Origin of the sequence: Arthrobacter sp. ISL-65, from assembly GCF_018613795.1 — a bacterium.
Taxonomy (GTDB): Bacteria; Actinomycetota; Actinomycetes; order Actinomycetales; family Micrococcaceae; genus Arthrobacter.
The window spans coordinates 1-15,062 of record NZ_JAGGPN010000054.1 but is presented as its reverse complement, the minus strand read 5'-3'; the positions used below and the strand labels follow the sequence as shown (position 1 = coordinate 15,062).

Here is a 15,062-nt window from a genome sequence, read left to right as displayed (position 1 = left end):
ACGGCAGACTGGAAGTAAGACAGGTGAAGGATGTGTTCCTCCGCAGAGACCGGTTGGTTTCGAACCGCCTCGGACGGGGTGACCGAAGGGCCGACGCGGCAACGCAGGCGAAAGGGGCAGAGCTGATGACTATTCTCGAATTTCCCCCACGGGGTGATTACCGGCAGCGCCACGCCACACCGCCCGCAGGGCCGGGCATGGATCACGTAGCCCCGCCGGTCGGGGCCGCCCACGACGGACTTCTGCAGTTTCAGCTCAGGCGCCTGATCAACGAGATCCTCGCTGATCCGGACCTCGATCCTGACATGTACTTCTCCCTGCTCGAGCACCTGGCGGAGAACCCTGGTCATCCCGACCAGGCTCTCCTCAACTACCTCCGCGATGTCCAGGACCCGGCTGAGCTGCCACCCTACAACGCCGGCCGGAAGCCCGCGATGCCGCCAGGCGAACCATAAGCTCTCCGTTCCGCCCCGGTGCCCTCCAACGCCGATTACTGCTAAGACCGGCAAGACCCTAAGGAGACGCCGACTACCCTGTACCGGCGTAAAGTTGTAACCGGCCGGCGGCGGACAGCCGCTTGGTGTCCCCCATGCCAGCGGCCCCCAGCTCCGTCGCCGCTCCTTTACTCCCGCCGCTGTTGCCCTTACGCCCGAGGATTGCCCACTTACTGCTGACCAACGGCCGAGGACCCTCACTGCTGAGTCTGCAGTCCCGACTCTAGAATGATTGCCATGAGCACCCGTCGCCAGAGCACGCCGACTCCGGGACTGCCCGCGGACGCCGTGGACGATCCCCTTCAGCAGGTGGAACACCAAATGAGCCTGCTCTTGCGCCGTGCGCATTCAATGTCGCATCAGTTGGCGCGCAAGGTCCATCCGGACATGGAACCGGTGGCCTATGGTCTGCTGACGGCCATCCGCAGGGAGGGCCCCATCCGGCTCACGGACCTTGCTTCCGTCATGGGTGTCGGCAAACCATCGGTAAGCCGCCAGATCGCGTTCCTGGAAAGCGTCGGCCTTGTCCATAGGGAGTCAGATCCACAGGACCGCAGGGCACAGTTCATCCGGCTGACGGAGAAGGGCGAAGAAAAGATGCATCAGGTCCAGGACGCCCGCCGGCAGGTGCTCCTTGAGCGCCTCGGCGAGTGGCCGCTGGAGGACCTGCAGATGCTGGCGTACTACATGGGCCGCCTCAACGCCGTCTATGGTGACGGCTTAGGGTTCGGGATACATGGGTTGTGAGACACCGCACCCGGCTTGGGACCTGGCCTGTGCCACTTTAGTGCCCGCCGTCGGCACCTCGGCTAGTCCGTAAACAGGCTCTGCCCGGCGGTAGCGCTGCCGGGCCTGGCTCTAGCTCCGTCGTCGGTCCCGATACTCCCGGCCATTTTTGGCCCTTTGTTCTTGAGTTCTCGGCCGTACCCCGGATTTTGGGCGTACGGTCGGACTGTTCTATCCGCAGGAGCGCGCCGGCTAGACGCGTTGTTGCCGGCCGTGGGCGGTCAACGGTCCAACGGGGCAAAGCCTGTTCACGGTCTCGGTGACCTGCCGGGGGTGGAAGGGTTTGGTTAGGTACGCGGAGGCTCCGGATGCCATGCCAGCCATTTCGTCGTCGACCTCGGCCCGGGCGGTGATGAACAGCATCGGCGCCTCGGAGCGTGCCCGGACATACCGGGCCACGTCCAGGCCGTCCATGTCCGGCAGGTTCAGGTCAACGGTCACCAAGTCAGGGCGGTGCTCCCACGCAGCGGCCACTCCCTCCGCACCATTTGCCGACCCCATGACGTCAAAACCGATCCGCATCAGGATCAGCGCAAGCAGATCGCGAATATCCCTGTCATCCTCGATGACCAGGCACAGCCCCCGTGTACCCAACGTGCCCCCCGGCCTGTAGTAGGTGCACACAGTGTAGGACGGAAACCTCAAGGATGCCCACGCCCGGGCCCGACGCAATGCAGCAGGCTGAGGACGAGGCTGCCCTCTGGAGGCCAAGGTTGCTTGCTGCAGTGAAACGGAGCCCCAACGCTAGCTCAACGACGTAACGAAGGGGCTCCTGGACGCTGCAGCTCTTGGGGGAAAGCTGAGTTCCTACAGACAAATTACCGCGGGCGTCGGGCAGCAAACGTCCCATAAGCTCTGATCGGATCATTCTTGAGCGAATCTTGATTGATTAGCGCTTCAGGCTGCCGTCTCGGACAGGGCGGCCTGCACCCGGACGAACGTGTGGATCCGGACGGTTCTGAACGGGCTCGTCCAACCGGGCGGCGATGGGAAGTGCGCGGATTGACGTCGAGGTCCCGGTGCGGGCCGCATATGACCTGTGGACCCGGTTCGAGTCTTTCCCCAATTTCATGTCCGGGGTGGATTCCGTCACCCAGCTGACAGACCGCATGAATCATTGGGTGGTGAACGTTGGTGGAGCGGAGCGGGAATTCGATACCGAAATCATTGAGCAACGCCCCGATGAACGGATTGCCTGGCGCAGCACCGACGGCGAGACGCACGCCGGCGCCGTGGCCTTCACACCGCTAACGACCGGGGCAACGCGGGTGTGGGTCCGGTTTGAATGGGCAGCGGACACCTTCGCGGAGAAGGCCGGGGCAGCACTGGGATTCGACAACATGCAGGTCAGGGAGGACTTGCGCCGGTTCAAAGACTTCATCGAAGCCAAAGGCACCGAAACCGGCGCCTGGCGCGGCGAAGTCTCTTAGAGCCACCTACCCAACAACAGACAGGACAGAGGAGAACGCGATGACAACCGCACGCGAGATCATGACCGGCGGCGCTGAATGCGTCGGCGAAAACGAAACCCTGGAACAGGCTGCACGGAAGATGAAGGACCTGGACGTGGGGTCCCTGCCGATCTGCGGGGAAGATAACCGGCTCAAGGGCATGCTGACCGACCGGGACATCGTCATCCGCTGCCTGGCTGAAGGCGGAGACCCGCGCAGCGCAACGGCCGGGGAGTTTGGCCAGGGCAAACCCGTGACCATCGGCGCCGACGACCCGGTCGAAGAGGCGATCAAGACCATGCAGGACCATAAGGTGCGCCGGCTGCCGGTGATTGACGGCCACGACCTGGTCGGGATACTCAGTCAGGCCGACATCGCCCGAAACTACCCCGAGGACCGCGTCGGGGAACTTGTCGCCTTCATCTCCGACTAAGAACCCACTCGGCCGTGGGTCTTTGGAAGCGATCAGGGACGGAACCGGTTTTTATCGTGCCCCGCCGGGCGGGGCGGGCCCTGTTGAGTGTGTCCCCGATGGAGCATGACGCATGACTGACGCAGCACCAGGTCCACGGTTCACGTCCGCGCGGGTGGACCGGCAAGGACACAGCCAGCACCGTGTGGTCCTGACGCCGGAGCAGGCCCGTGCGGTGGGCAGGCGCCGTAGCGAGGCTGAGCAGAAGCTGGAGGAGCACCGGCGGCAAGCCCAACAGAAGAACTAACCGCCCGGCCGCTGCCGGTATGGACCTGCAGGAGGGGCACCTCGGGCGGACACGAAGGACGTGATGCTATGGCAACGGATTATGACGCCCCGCGCCGAAGCGAGGAGGACACTCCTTCCGAGTCTCTGGAGGGGCTGCAGGCAACGCGTGCGGTGGCAGGGCAGCCCTCGTCCCTTGATGTGGATGAAAGTGACACGGCCGAAGGGATCGAGCTTCCCGGGGCTGATCTTTCCCGTGAGGAGCTCAGTATCGTTTTTGTCCCGGTCCGGGACGACGAGTTCACGTGCGGGTCATGCTTTTTGGTCCATCACCGTTCCCAGCTGGCCAGGGAAGCCAACGGTGTGAACTTCTGCCGCGAATGCGAAGGATAGGGGTGGCAGGGCGGAACGGGCACCGGCACTTGAGCGAAACGGCGCGTCTGGTTCAGTGCACCTCGGAGAAGGGGACCATGCCGGTCACGAGCGTTCCTTCCCGGGCAGCACCGTGGATGTCGAGGACTGCCTCGGTGATATCGAGGTTGTCGCCGCTGATGACAAGGATGTAGCCTGCCGTGCGTGCCGCCTGGAGCCAGGGCGCGTCGTGGGTCTCGTCAGGGTGAAGGTCCAGCTGGTCACGGTAAAGGATTTCCCCGCCAATGCTGAACAGGATGGCGCCCTCGGGTGTCATCGTGAAGTTGCAGCCCGCGGCCACCGGACCTGCCTGTTCCAGGAGCTCGTCGTACTCCGAGCTCATGGCCAGTTGGAAACCGTGCGAGAGCAGGAGCGTGACCAGGGCTGAGGTTCGTTCCCCGCCGTCTTCCCGGAAGGTGACGACGGGGACCAGAGTGTAGGCGAGCACCGGGACCACTTTTATCTGACCGGAACCGGTTGCCTGGGTAAGGACCACCCGTGCGGCCAGAGGGGAAAGCTCTTCAAGGTGCCAGGAAACGTGCTCGACGGTCAGAGCCGGACCACTGCACCGGCGGTGGCAGACGCTGTCGATAAAGGTAAAGTATTCGGTCCCGTCCGGGGCAGTGCTTTGAGTGATGTTCACCAGCAGGGAAAGCGGCTCCTCACGCTCCAGCGGTTCCCCACAGGTAGCGCAAGTCTTGGCGAGGCCCGCTGCCGTGAGTACATAGTGGGCCGTGTCAGGGCCCTTAAAGAATTCGAGCCGCCCGTCCCAAGCGACATTGCGCGTGACCGGCATGACGATGAGTCTAGTCACGCCGCCTTGCCGGAACGCACTGCCAGAGGCAAAGAGGGACACGACTCCCGACAGCGGCCAACGGCAGGATGAGCATCCTCGTAACCGTGGGTATTCCTTCGTCGATACAGCGGCTTCGGCGCTGCACTTCCGCCTAGCTGTCAGCTCGCAGGCTTCGGTCCCTTGCCCTGCCGGTGGTGGTGCCCGTAGGTTGTGGGATGCGGACGACGGTGTCCGCTGTCGCCGGCACTTACCGGCACGGCATTGGAATTCACAAGGGGGCAGGCATGGCTACAGGGACGGTCAAGTGGTTCAACCCTGAAAAGGGCTTCGGTTTCATCTCCCCGGACGACGGGTCCGGAGACATCTTTGCCCACTACACGGGGATCGCCGGCGGGAGCGGGTTCCGCTCCCTGGAGGAAAACCAGAAAGTCCAGTACGAGGTGGGGCAGGGCGCCAAGGGCCCTGTCGCGCAGAACATCCGCGTGCAGTAGCTCTTAAGGATTCCCTGGTCGCTGCCGGTCGGGCTGTTGCCTGGGCCAGAGTAAAAGGGTCGGGACCGGCGACGGGCTGGGATGAGCCGGGCTCGTCCGCCGCCGGCCTGATTTCAGATTACTCCCGTGCGGCTGAACGCTTCAGTGCAGCTCTGCCATGGCGCTTGAGGTCAACGCTCTACACTATGCAGCAGTACTACTGGCCGGGGGGGCATTTTGGTTTCACGTGGGCTTTGCCTGGTCATCGAGGATGACCAGGACATCCGGGATCTGCTCACGCTGATCGTGACGCGTATGGGCTTTGACGTCCATGCCGTCGGCAACGGCGTTGAGGGTGTCGCCGCAGTCTGGGAACACCACCCTGTCCTGGTCACGGTGGACTTGAACCTACCGGACATGGACGGCCTGGACGTCGCCCGATATATCCGGGCACGCTCGGAGGTGCCGATGCTATTCATCACCGCGCGGTCCGAGGCGGACGATGAAATGGCCGGCATGGCCTCCGGAGCCTCGGCCTACCTCACCAAACCCTTCCGGCCCAGGCAACTCACCGAGGCAGTGAACAAGCTCTGCCCGGTAGGCCCTCTGACCGCCCACGGCCTGGAACAGCACAACTAACGCGGGGGCGCTATCCGGATTCGGCGCCGGTCGACCGTCCAACTTCGGGGGAATCGCGTCGGGCTTCCCGCAGTTGCGCCGGTACCTTCCATTACTCGCGATCCTGCCAGTCATGTACGTGGGCCAGCAGTGCACGTTCGGGGTTTCCAGGGTGCTTCGCCGGGTGCCGGAGCAGTCCAAGCCGGGCTTCCTCATCGACGCTCATGTCGCCCAAGACCTCGCCGATGAGGCACCGAACCTGCCGCCGGATAATCCATCCGCCAGATGGTGGCTCCATCACATTAGCTTTCACCCGGGCCGATGCCCTGACTTCTGTCCTGGTAGTCCAGCACCGTTGCCGGCGGTTCATGATCCAGCATGTCCATCACTGCTCCCTTAATAGGGGGTGGCTTGTGAAAAAGTGAAATATCCAACGTTAGGGTCATTTTTTACCCAGAACATCAGCCATCAGCCTGCACCAGGGCTTCGAGGTCAGGAATCGCTGTTCATCACAAGTTGGCGTATCGCGAAGGGAGCCGCTCGTTATATTGGCGCGTACACGGCAACCATTGCACAACGATCCTTTGTATTCCTAGGGCCGGAGGTAACCTCAAGCGGTGTCGTGCGAACGATGGTTCACGAGACACGCCCAGGCCCCGATTCGCTTGTCATTTTCCGAAGTCGTCTGCACAAGCTGCCCTGAAAGTACGGGAGTTGCGCCGGCGAGTATGGACATTTTGGTGTCCATACCCGCCTGCACAAAGCATCGTTTGGTCGGGAGTCGCCTGCGCAAAAACCACTAAGGGCTTTCCAGGTTCTCGGCAGTCAGTGTCTCTGGAGGCCTTGGAGGAAGGTGCCGGTACAGGCTGGAACGGGTGATGCCGGTGGCTTTCACGATCGCTGAAATGGACTGCCCTTGGTCGCGGAGGTGTTCTGCGTAGGCGAGTTTGGTCGGGTCCACGACGCTTGGTCGTCCAATGCGCTTGCCTTTGGTTGTCGCGACGGCCCGGGCGTGCGCGGCTCTTTCGATCGCGTAGGTTCGTTCCATTTGGCCGAAGAGGGCCAGCATGACCACGGCGAGCTGGGACATCGGATCCTCGGGGTTTGCGGAGTCAACCCGGATTGGGTCGGCGAGGTTCCTCACTCCCACCCCGCGGCCGGCCAGGTCGTGGATGAGGTTCAGGGTGTCGCGGACGGTGCGTCCGAGCCGGTCCAGGGTGTGGACCACGATCACATCGCCCTCGCGGGCCTGATCCAGCGCCTCGTGGAGTCCCGGGCGGTTTGTCGTGGACCCTGACTTCTTGTCCACGTAGATCCGCTTGTCGGGGATTCCTTGGTTGCGCAGCGCATCAATCTGGCGGTCGAGGTCCTTTTTGGCAGTCGAAACGCGCGCGTATCCAATATCCATGAATGCATGGTATCGAAAGTTAGTTTGTACGTTTTCAATGGGACACTGATTTGGCAATAATTCTGGAACAAAAATCCAAGGCGTGTCGAGGTTCCCTCGGCGATACCTGGCTGGCGTCTCAGTTCCAAGGAAGTGGGACACCCCGGATAGCTCTACGGGAAGTGCCATCCGTCGGGGACCCAGCGTAAATTGGATCGGTGGCGGCTTACGCTGCACCTTTACCCGAGACAATCAAATGGGGGCATAGTGGCGAAGATGTGGCAACCCGCCAGCGAGGCAGACATCGTGGAGGGCATCCGAAGCGGAGCGTTGTCTGAGTCGCATTACGTTGAAGTCAAGGAACAGGCACGAAACGAACAAGTTGCCCAGACACTGGCGAGTTTCGCCATCGACGGGGGAATGTTCATCATCGGCATCGCCGAGGTGAAGGAGGGCAATGGCTCCAAGCGGCTCGTTCCCAAGCCTCTCGCCGTCGATGGAATGATCGAACGCATAGATGGCATCTCACGGAATGCCATCGAGCCGCCACTGCCGGTAACGACCCAAGTGATCCAGGTAGGTGATGGCACAGGTTTCGTAGTGGTCACGGTCCCGCCGTCACCGCTCGCCCCGCACATGACAGGAAGCAAATACTACGGGCGAGGGGACGCGTCGAAACACGCGTTATCAGACGCCGAAGTTCTAAGGCATCATCAGCGCCGCCAAGAGCAAGCCGACCTCGGCATAAGACTTCTGGACATCGCCGAGGCGAGTGATTCCATTCCTCCCAGCGAACGCGAGTACGGGCATATATATCTCATCGCTGAACCGTTGATGCCAGTCAATGGCACGCTCGTGGAGCAGTTTATGGACGACAACGAAGCCCTCCTCAACTTCCTAGTTTCCGGTCATAACAAATGCAAGCCGAACCTTGTCGATTTTGATCCCACGCCTCAGTACGCCACAAGAATCAAGCATCGCGAACTCGGCGTCTCGATGATGAATAGCGACGCTGATGGTGCCACCCAGGTGCCGAGGCCCGCCGGTTTCGACGAAAAATCAGTTCTCGACGTCCAACTGTTGGAATCGGGAGGGATCCGCATTCTGATAGGACGCGGCACCACCAAATGGACCCCGGAAGAGTCGATCATCTGTGATGGGCTGGCGGTGGCATATGCCCAGCGTTTGATCTTCTGGACAAGCACTCTTAGTGAACGTTACGGATACCGTTCCCTGTGGACTCTTGGCCTGCGGATCAATGGCGTCAAGGGTCTACGGTCACACATGATGATGGACGACTGGAGCAGTTTCGAACCTCCTAAAACCATGCCCAGTGATGTTTACACACGCACGATCACGGTCAGTGCCGATGCGCTGGCAAGCTCACCCGAGGATGCAGTCGAGTCATTGGTCGGCCGCCTCCTTAAAATGCTTGGGACCACCCAGCATCATCTAGGCAAAGTGCGCTAAGGACGCGGCCGCCGCGTTTTGTGGTGGTGATGGTCGCCGCCAGTGACCCCAGCGTGAGCCCCCCGAGCACCTTAAAGCCCGGGCCCGCCCTTGATGGTTCCTGTCCCCGCATTAGATCCGCGCCGCACGGTCAGATGACGCGCCGTTGCACGGAACCCGGACGATGAGGGAGTGTCAGCGGGGGTGTCCCGGTTCCAAGGAAATGGGACAGTCCTCCAAAGGAGTGTCCTGGCCAGGGGTGAATGGTGCCGGGGCCGGCGGACATGTCCTGCGTTTAGGTCATGCGGCTTAGGTGAAGGGGCTGATCAGGGTCCATCCGGGATCGCGGGTGTGGGTGACTTCGACATGGGGTCGGGTTTGCGCGAAGCGGTCGATGGTATCCCTGCCGTTCTGGTCTTCGGAGTCGGTGTAACAGTGCAGGATACGCCGGCCATCAGATGTCTGGGTCGCGACGAGAAGGCCGCGGGGTCCGAGGGCCGCTGTCAGGTCCTCTTCGAGCCGGTGCAGCTCTATCGCTTCGTCGTAGTCCGGTAGCCCGTCGCTGCGGGTCTGCGGATAACGGACGTGGAGGGCCGTGTGCAGGTCCAGCAGGGGATGGTCGATCCACCGCAGGGGACGCAGGGCACTGATGATCGTGCGTGGTCCCGAGGATGTTCCGGCGTCCTTCAGGGTCCAGCCGATGTGCGCGTGCCGGGCGGTCATGGCCTCGATGATCTCGGGAAGGGCTGTTGCCGGCAGGCTGTCCGGGGGGTCGGTGTCGGCGGCGTTGATGGTGCCGATCCATCGCTGGACGTTGTCTTCTCCGAGCAGCCAGTCCAGCAGCAGGCAGGAGAGCTGGTGCCGGTGCCCCGGGGTCAGCCGGGTGAAGGCCGGGTGGTGGAAGATGACGTGGGCCAGGGCCCGTTCCTCGTCCAGGGTCACTGAGACCCGGCTCAGGCCAAGGGTGATCGGTGTTCCGGCGGCTTCGAGGGTGACGGCGAGCATGCCGGGTTGGCGCTGTCTGGCTGCGGCGAATTCCCACATCGGCGTGGGCGTGGGAGCGGCCCGACGCCACCGTTCGGCCAGGACCCGCAATCCAGGGTCCCTTCCGCCTGAGAGGCAGAACTGGTGCCGTGCACTGACGCCCGGGCCGGTCTCCCAGCCGAGCCCTGGGCCGATCGCCTTGACCATGGCATCGAGCGTGTCCGGAAGGTCCTGGTAGTCACCTGACGTGACGGCGGCACTGAGGAGCCTGGCACCGTCTGCTGACCACCACCGCCAGAACGCGGAAACTGCGCGCGTCTGAACCGTATTGCTCCGCCATTGCATGCTCACCGCGGTCTCCTGCCGTCCTGGCCACAGAAGTGGCAGTTCGCCGCGGCTTTTGGGGTCCAGACGGCCCCGGATGGACTCCATGCCGGGACCGGCTGTCTGGACGGGATTCGCGGCCTCCGTCGACCAGATATCCAGAGCCTGTCAGCGCCTGCCTAGAAAAAAGCGGTTTTCCCTGTCCTTCTCAAGCCCCCTTTCCCCGCAAAAGAGTGCCCCCGGCTACTCAAACACCACCGTGCGGCCGCACCGGGAGACGTCAACTACCCTGACCGGTCAGCAGCGTTTGATTCTCATGCAGGTCTCAGTCGGTGTCTGATGGCGAAGCCTTTGGGCCGTCGGCGCTGCCTGACTCTCATGCGGTTGCAGGTTCCAGAGTCCGAGCTGCCCCGTTGCCGGATAGGCAGATGGGCGTCGCCACGGGGCTGGCGAAATCCGCCAGCCGAGCCAGTCGGTGAGGCAACAGACCACTCACGGCCAGCGGTGGGTCTGGCGGGGGAGTGGGGTGAAACTAGGCTCGGTGCAGGGGGAACCGTGGTCGCAGTTTCGGGCAGGCCACCGGCTCGGCGCGCACATTCTCCGGCATCCTTGGAATAACTCTGATGGTCCTTTTTGGCGTGGCGGTGTCCGGCCGGTCCGGTGGGGCTTCCTTTCCTCAGGTTCCCCAAGCATTTCCCCATGTGCCCGCTCCATAGTGAGCATGTCCTGAAGGAGACGGAAGCCGCGATCCGACTCTTCAGAACTGCCGGGTCCGGACGCATTCCCCCCCTTGCACCCCGGACCCGGCCACACGCTCCCCGCCCGAAGCGACTGTCCCTTTCCAGGCCGCTGGAGGGCTAAACCAGTTTTCCGATGCCCGGCAGGCAAGGGCTCGCCGAGGGGCTATCTCGTCTGCTGAGCTCGTCCCCCTCAGATTTGGTCCCCGCACGGGCTCCGTCCCTTCTGTCCCTGCTGACTCCAAACGCCTTCTGGGAACATTGCAGCACCTATTGGGGTGGCTTGTGAAAAGGTAAAACATCCAACGCTAAGGTTTTGCGGCTTATATCCCTTATGTACCTATTCAACTGCTCCCCACGTTCACCGGCCAGGGGCTAGCGCGCCTTGGGGCGGTAGGCGATCCAAGGTAGAACGGCGATGATGCCGACCGCTATGAGGATCGTCCCAAACGTTCCAGCCCACCATGCGCCCGGTGTGACGTCTGACGGCGCCATACACTCGTAGGCGCTGCCCAGGCAGACCCAGTGCTCCGTGGTCCCGTCCTCACCGATTTGAAGCAGGGCGTTGGCGGCGATGAAAAGCAGGACCATCGCTGCGACCCAAAGCGAGTGGTACTTCAACTTCGCTACTGATAACGCGTCTGCTCGCGCTTTCGAGTCCTCAGAAACCCCCACGGCCACACTCCTCTTGACTGACAAAAACAAGCATGAGCTTACAACGCATGGGGTTAGACCGAGGTGCTTCGAAAGTTGTTACAACGAAGGTGCTTAGGGGTGGCTTGTGAATTCGTCGAGTATCCGATGCCATGCGTGCACGGCGTCCGGTAACGATCATTTTTGAGACCTCGGAGAAGTGACCAAAAATGTCCGACGTGGCTAGTAGCTTTTAAGGAACTTATAGAAGGAGTCAGAGATGCCGCTGCCATCCAGGTCAGAATCGTTCCTCCAAGGCCACGGATCTAGCTTTCCCCAGCACGATGTCGCGATCGTTCACGACGCAGGGGGACCAACAGAGAAGCGCACAAAATCACGGGCTATTATCCAAGGTGCCTCGGGCATTTTTGATCTAGATGCGCCGGTCTATGAGGGTGACACCATTGAAGTAGCTGATCCCCGCGGTGGTGTCCGCGAGTACTACGTGAAAACAGTGGAATCCACTGACACAAACGGTGCAGCCGCCTTCCAGGGAATGAGTCACATCAACGCCGTTTGGGGTGCGAAACCTTCCCGTCGCGACTCCGAGGGCATCACTTCCTCGCATGTCTACAACGCGCCCGTCATAAACATTCAAGGCGACAGAGCTCAGGTTGCGTGGGGAAACAAGACCTCTTCGCAAAATAGCGGTTCCATTTCTACCGTCACTCCTGGTTATGAACAGATTGCTGCGGTCGTGGCCACCGCCCTTCAGAATTTGCAGTCGGCGGAAATGGACGAGGACGACAAGGATGTTGCAGTTGAGTCAGCCGAGGCCGTCCTTCGGGAAGCTACCCGTGCGGAGCCAGATCCAAAGATTCTTCGCCGCGGTTTGGCCACCCTCAAAGGCGTCCTAGGAGGGCTTGTCGTCGGCGCCTCAACAGGGGCAGGCGACGCTGCACATGATTGGGTCCAGTCCACCCTCTCGGCCCTCGCGGGCCTTTCACTACCAAGCTGAAGGAGATTGCAGATGGCAAAACGGCGTGTCTATGAGCGAGAAGACGGCAAGTGGGGTTGGCAGCTTGTCGCAGACAACGACAACATCATTGCGATCGACGGAAACCAAGGCTACGAGAACGAGCAAGACGCCCGCACCATGGCCGACAGGATCATCGGCGGCGGTTACGCCGATGCCAAGAAGGTGCGCCGGGTAAGGAACCCCAAGTAGTTTAGGGTCGCGTGATGCACGAAAACGACCGTTACTGGTCACACTCACTCGCGGCGGCGCCCGGTAAAGGATCCCTTGGCGGGCACTTGGTCGAGGACAGCCAGCAGATGCCCCGAAGACGAACATCGACCGTGCGTAGGCGCCTAACGGCATCTCGTGGGGTATAGGCTGCATGCCATGATGACCAACCAGCGCCTCAAGCCACTGCTCGAGCAGTACGACTGGGCGACGGAACGACTTCTCACTCGCCTCGCCGGGCCCACCAGCAACTCGGGTGATGACAGCGACGTCGACGTACCGGTACTGACGGACGCCGAGTACCTCTGGGAACCGGTCAACGCGTGCTGGTCGGTACGGAGGCGCACCGATGGGCCCGGACCGGGCGCGATCAAGCTCATCGGCGCGGGTGAGTGGGGGCGAGATGGCGCCCCCGAAAGTCCGTGGCCTCCGCCCCTCACGACGATCGCCTGGCGGCTTGACCACATCTCCGAGACGCTGTTGGGCCGATCCAACCACCTCGGGGGCGACCGAACGTTCGATCGAGCGACGTACGAATCACGACCAGATGCAGCTGGCGCTATCGAGAGGTTCCGTCAGGCCGCAGCCGACTGGCGCCGGGTACTACTCAGTGTCGATGAGTCCGACTATGACCGGACCGGGCTAAGCAGCTACCCGTACGGCAGCGATGCCGAGGAGACGTTTCCGTCGATCGTGTGGTGGGAGAACCAGGAGATCCTGCACCACGGAGCCGAGATCGCGCTGCTCCGCGACCTCTACGTTCACCACGCTCAGTAGCGACGAGCGCGCACCGCGGACAGCTCAGCTGGCGGAGTCTCTACGAAGTCGGCAATTCCATGAATGTGTCCCGCGTCATAGAGAATTTAACGTCATCTCGTGCACGAGATGATAAGTGGATTACGTCCCATCGGTGCATAGGTGCCCGCAAGCCGATCCTTCACCGGACGGTTGTAAGCCGGCTCTGTAGTGGCTGGGGCCGCTTGGGTGTCCTACAAGGTAGGTCCCGAGCAACCGCAAATTGCGACCTAGCTCAGAGCGCCCACAGGTGATTTGACGAGATTTCAGAGAGTGGTTATATTTTTTTCTCGTAAGAAAAAGAGAACGGAAGTTCCCCCGGCTTTAAGTAGCTGTAGTTGCCTGTTTAGGGGGAAGTGGTTGGGTCCCCATGTAGAAGTCCAGTGTTTGTGTGAGTTTCGTGTCCGAGAATGGACGCAGGAGGAAATTCACGAATCATGGCACGCAGACACACCCCCGAGCAGGTCATCGCCAAGGTCCGGCAGGGCCAGAAGATGCTCAACGACGGACGTCCGATGGTCGAGGTCATCAAGGAACTGCAGATCACCGAGGCGACCTGGTACCGGTGGCTGAACCAGTACGGGTCCGAGAAGAACGCCGAGGCGTCCAAGCGGACCAAGGAGCTAGAGAAGGAGAACGCCCGGCTCAAGCGTCTGCTCGCTGAGAAGGAGCTGGCCATCGACATCCTGAGCGAGGTGGCGAAGGGAAAATTCTGAGCCCTGAACCCCGCCGCCGTGCCGTGCGCATGGCGGTGGAGAAGTTCGGGGCCTCTGAACGCTTTGCCTGCAAAATCCTGGGCCAGAACCGTTCTGCGTTCCGCAAGAAGAAACCGGACATGGGTTTCGAGGAAGCGCGGCTGCGGACGGAGCTGCGGGCCCTGGCCGGGAAGCACCCGTCATGGGGCTGGCGGAAGGCCCGCTGGCATCTGCTGGCCCAGCCTGCATGGGATGGCGTGGGGCTGAATCGGAAGCGGGTCCGCCGGCTCTGGCGCGAGGAGGGTCTGGTCTGCAAGCCCAGGGCGAGGAAGAAACGCCGCACAGGGCCTGGCGCCGGGGAACAGCAACGGCTGACGGCCCAGTATCCGATGCATGTGGTCAGCTTCGACTTCCAGTCCGATGTGACCTCCTGCGGGCGGCACATCCGGTTCTTCAACGTCATCGACGAATACACCCGCACGGCGCTGGCGATCATTCCGCGCCGGTCGTTCAAAGCTTCCGATGTCGTTGCGGTGCTGGAGGACATCATCGCCGAAACCGGCACTGCCCCGACCTACGTCCGCTGCGACAACGGGCCGGAATTCACCGCCGCCGCCCTCATCCAGTGGTGCAACACCGCCGGCGTAGACACGGCATTTATCGACCCCGGATCGCCGTGGCAGAACGGCTTTATCGAATCGTTCAATGCCCAGTTCAGAAGGGAGCAACTCGCCGGAGAAATCATGGACACCATGGCCGAAGCGAAGTATTTGGCCGAGGAATGGAAGGCTATCTACAATCATGAACGGCCCCACGGATCCCTGGACGGTATGACGCCGAAACGCTACTGGGAAACCTGGACGCAAGAAAACCAATTAGCTATCGCATAAGCGCTGGACTGCTAACGGGGGCCCAATCAGAAGCACCGTTGCAGTAATACCTGGTCGTCGGACAGCTTGAGACGATCACAGCAATACCAGCAGTACCGGGCCGTCAAGCAGTAGGAGACGGATACAGCAATACCAGCAGTACCGGGCCGTCAAGCAGTAGGAGACGGATACAGCAATACCAGTAACACCTGGTCGTCGG

At 61.8% G+C, this 15,062-nt stretch carries 19 protein-coding genes; 13 read left to right on the top strand and 6 right to left on the bottom strand.

Annotation, left to right across the window (positions count from 1 at the left end):
* Window positions 1–125 precede the first annotated feature (125 nt).
* Together J7I85_RS21820 and J7I85_RS21815 are read left to right on the top strand one after the other, a co-directional pair.
* Window positions 126–455: a hypothetical protein gene (locus J7I85_RS21820; RefSeq protein WP_214857132.1), complete on the top strand. Its 330-nt coding sequence runs from the start codon at window positions 126–128 to the stop codon at window positions 453–455.
* Window positions 456–722: 267 nt separating this feature from the next.
* Window positions 723–1,241: a MarR family winged helix-turn-helix transcriptional regulator gene (locus tag J7I85_RS21815; RefSeq protein WP_214857130.1), complete on the top strand. Its 519-nt coding sequence runs from the start codon at window positions 723–725 to the stop codon at window positions 1,239–1,241.
* 231 nt (window positions 1,242–1,472) lie between these two features.
* Here J7I85_RS21815 and J7I85_RS21810 read toward each other — a convergent pair whose 3' ends face one another.
* On the bottom strand, window positions 1,473–1,874 hold the full coding sequence (locus J7I85_RS21810; RefSeq protein ID WP_214857128.1) for a response regulator transcription factor: 402 nt from the start codon (window positions 1,872–1,874) through the stop codon (window positions 1,473–1,475).
* 392 nt (window positions 1,875–2,266) lie between these two features.
* On the opposite strand from J7I85_RS21810, the gene J7I85_RS21805 reads away from it, so the two are divergent.
* The 4 genes from J7I85_RS21805 (at window position 2,267) to J7I85_RS21790 (ending at window position 3,821) form a co-directional block, all read left to right on the top strand.
* A complete protein-coding gene (locus J7I85_RS21805) occupies window positions 2,267–2,710 on the top strand; it encodes an SRPBCC family protein (RefSeq protein ID WP_214857126.1) in 444 nt (147 codons plus the stop codon).
* A 40-nt stretch (window positions 2,711–2,750) separates the two neighbouring features.
* On the top strand, window positions 2,751–3,164 hold the full coding sequence (locus tag J7I85_RS21800; RefSeq protein WP_214857124.1) for a CBS domain-containing protein: 414 nt from the start codon (window positions 2,751–2,753) through the stop codon (window positions 3,162–3,164).
* A gap of 112 nt (window positions 3,165–3,276) precedes the next feature.
* Window positions 3,277–3,450, top strand: a complete 174-nt coding sequence (locus J7I85_RS21795) for a hypothetical protein (protein ID WP_214857122.1) — start codon at window positions 3,277–3,279, stop codon at window positions 3,448–3,450.
* Window positions 3,451–3,518: 68 nt separating this feature from the next.
* The gene (locus tag J7I85_RS21790) at window positions 3,519–3,821 is read left to right on the top strand and encodes a DUF4193 domain-containing protein (protein ID WP_214857120.1); all 303 of its coding nucleotides are present in this window, start codon (window positions 3,519–3,521) and stop codon (window positions 3,819–3,821) included.
* Window positions 3,822–3,873: 52 nt separating this feature from the next.
* Here the strand turns inward: J7I85_RS21790 and J7I85_RS21785 are convergent, their stop codons facing one another.
* A complete protein-coding gene (locus J7I85_RS21785; protein WP_214857118.1) occupies window positions 3,874–4,653 on the bottom strand; it encodes a hypothetical protein in 780 nt (259 codons plus the stop codon).
* A gap of 266 nt (window positions 4,654–4,919) precedes the next feature.
* On the opposite strand from J7I85_RS21785, the gene J7I85_RS21780 reads away from it, so the two are divergent.
* On the top strand, window positions 4,920–5,126 hold the full coding sequence (locus J7I85_RS21780) for a cold-shock protein (protein WP_214857116.1): 207 nt from the start codon (window positions 4,920–4,922) through the stop codon (window positions 5,124–5,126).
* Window positions 5,127–5,342: 216 nt separating this feature from the next.
* Window positions 5,343–5,744 carry a response regulator transcription factor gene (locus J7I85_RS21775; RefSeq protein WP_214857114.1) on the top strand — a complete coding sequence of 134 codons (402 nt, stop codon included), beginning with the start codon at window positions 5,343–5,345 and terminating at the stop codon, window positions 5,742–5,744.
* 91 nt (window positions 5,745–5,835) lie between these two features.
* On the opposite strand, the gene J7I85_RS21770 is transcribed toward J7I85_RS21775, so the two are convergent.
* Window positions 5,836–6,021 (bottom strand): hypothetical protein, encoded by a 186-nt coding sequence (locus J7I85_RS21770; protein ID WP_214857111.1) that lies wholly within the window; start codon window positions 6,019–6,021, stop codon window positions 5,836–5,838.
* A 501-nt stretch (window positions 6,022–6,522) separates the two neighbouring features.
* A complete protein-coding gene (locus J7I85_RS21765) occupies window positions 6,523–7,131 on the bottom strand; it encodes a recombinase family protein (RefSeq protein WP_214857110.1) in 609 nt (202 codons plus the stop codon).
* Window positions 7,132–7,386: 255 nt separating this feature from the next.
* On the opposite strand from J7I85_RS21765, the gene J7I85_RS21760 reads away from it, so the two are divergent.
* Complete coding sequence (locus J7I85_RS21760) at window positions 7,387–8,580, top strand: helix-turn-helix domain-containing protein (protein ID WP_214857108.1); 1,194 nt, start codon at window positions 7,387–7,389, stop codon at window positions 8,578–8,580.
* Between the two features lie 288 nt (window positions 8,581–8,868).
* Here J7I85_RS21760 and J7I85_RS21755 read toward each other — a convergent pair whose 3' ends face one another.
* Both J7I85_RS21755 and J7I85_RS21750 read right to left on the bottom strand, forming a co-directional pair.
* Window positions 8,869–9,888 (bottom strand): DUF695 domain-containing protein, encoded by a 1,020-nt coding sequence (locus tag J7I85_RS21755; RefSeq protein ID WP_251024693.1) that lies wholly within the window; start codon window positions 9,886–9,888, stop codon window positions 8,869–8,871.
* Window positions 9,889–10,979: 1,091 nt separating this feature from the next.
* Entirely contained in the window at window positions 10,980–11,279 is a 300-nt protein-coding gene (locus J7I85_RS21750) for a hypothetical protein (RefSeq protein ID WP_214857104.1), read from the bottom strand.
* A 238-nt stretch (window positions 11,280–11,517) separates the two neighbouring features.
* Here J7I85_RS21750 and J7I85_RS21745 point away from each other — a divergent pair, with 238 nt between their 5' ends.
* The 4 genes from J7I85_RS21745 to J7I85_RS21730 all read left to right on the top strand — a co-directional run bounded on the left by J7I85_RS21745 (window position 11,518) and on the right by J7I85_RS21730 (window position 14,863).
* Entirely contained in the window at window positions 11,518–12,255 is a 738-nt protein-coding gene (locus J7I85_RS21745) for a hypothetical protein (RefSeq protein WP_214857102.1), read from the top strand.
* 12 nt (window positions 12,256–12,267) lie between these two features.
* A complete protein-coding gene (locus J7I85_RS21740) occupies window positions 12,268–12,465 on the top strand; it encodes a DUF1508 domain-containing protein (RefSeq protein ID WP_214857100.1) in 198 nt (65 codons plus the stop codon).
* Between the two features lie 156 nt (window positions 12,466–12,621).
* Complete coding sequence (locus J7I85_RS21735) at window positions 12,622–13,260, top strand: DinB family protein (protein WP_308159603.1); 639 nt, start codon at window positions 12,622–12,624, stop codon at window positions 13,258–13,260.
* 455 nt (window positions 13,261–13,715) lie between these two features.
* Window positions 13,716–14,863 (top strand): IS3 family transposase gene (locus tag J7I85_RS21730; RefSeq protein ID WP_214857098.1). Its coding sequence is split into 2 segments (ribosomal slippage): window positions 13,716–13,989 and window positions 13,989–14,863, totalling 1,149 coding nucleotides; the frame shifts between segments, so codons are not numbered across the junction.
* The last annotated feature ends 199 nt before the right edge of the window (window positions 14,864–15,062 follow it).

Excerpts from the sequence above, each read along its gene's own strand:
- J7I85_RS21820 (WP_214857132.1), top strand. The coding sequence starts at position 126 with ATGACTATTCTCGAATTTCCCCCACGGGGTGATTACCGGCAGCGCCAC.
- J7I85_RS21815 (WP_214857130.1), top strand. The coding sequence starts at position 723 with ATGATTGCCATGAGCACCCGTCGCCAGAGCACGCCGACTCCGGGACTG.
- J7I85_RS21805 (WP_214857126.1), top strand. The coding sequence starts at position 2,267 with ATGGGAAGTGCGCGGATTGACGTCGAGGTCCCGGTGCGGGCCGCATAT.
- J7I85_RS21800 (WP_214857124.1), top strand. The coding sequence starts at position 2,751 with ATGACAACCGCACGCGAGATCATGACCGGCGGCGCTGAATGCGTCGGC.
- J7I85_RS21795 (WP_214857122.1), top strand. The coding sequence starts at position 3,277 with ATGACTGACGCAGCACCAGGTCCACGGTTCACGTCCGCGCGGGTGGAC.
- J7I85_RS21790 (WP_214857120.1), top strand. The coding sequence starts at position 3,519 with ATGGCAACGGATTATGACGCCCCGCGCCGAAGCGAGGAGGACACTCCT.
- J7I85_RS21780 (WP_214857116.1), top strand. The coding sequence starts at position 4,920 with ATGGCTACAGGGACGGTCAAGTGGTTCAACCCTGAAAAGGGCTTCGGT.
- J7I85_RS21770 (WP_214857111.1), bottom strand. The coding sequence starts at position 6,021 with ATGGAGCCACCATCTGGCGGATGGATTATCCGGCGGCAGGTTCGGTGC.
- J7I85_RS21765 (WP_214857110.1), bottom strand. The coding sequence starts at position 7,131 with ATGGATATTGGATACGCGCGCGTTTCGACTGCCAAAAAGGACCTCGAC.
- J7I85_RS21760 (WP_214857108.1), top strand. The coding sequence starts at position 7,387 with ATGTGGCAACCCGCCAGCGAGGCAGACATCGTGGAGGGCATCCGAAGC.
- J7I85_RS21755 (WP_251024693.1), bottom strand. The coding sequence starts at position 9,888 with ATGCAATGGCGGAGCAATACGGTTCAGACGCGCGCAGTTTCCGCGTTC.
- J7I85_RS21745 (WP_214857102.1), top strand. The coding sequence starts at position 11,518 with ATGCCGCTGCCATCCAGGTCAGAATCGTTCCTCCAAGGCCACGGATCT.
- J7I85_RS21740 (WP_214857100.1), top strand. The coding sequence starts at position 12,268 with ATGGCAAAACGGCGTGTCTATGAGCGAGAAGACGGCAAGTGGGGTTGG.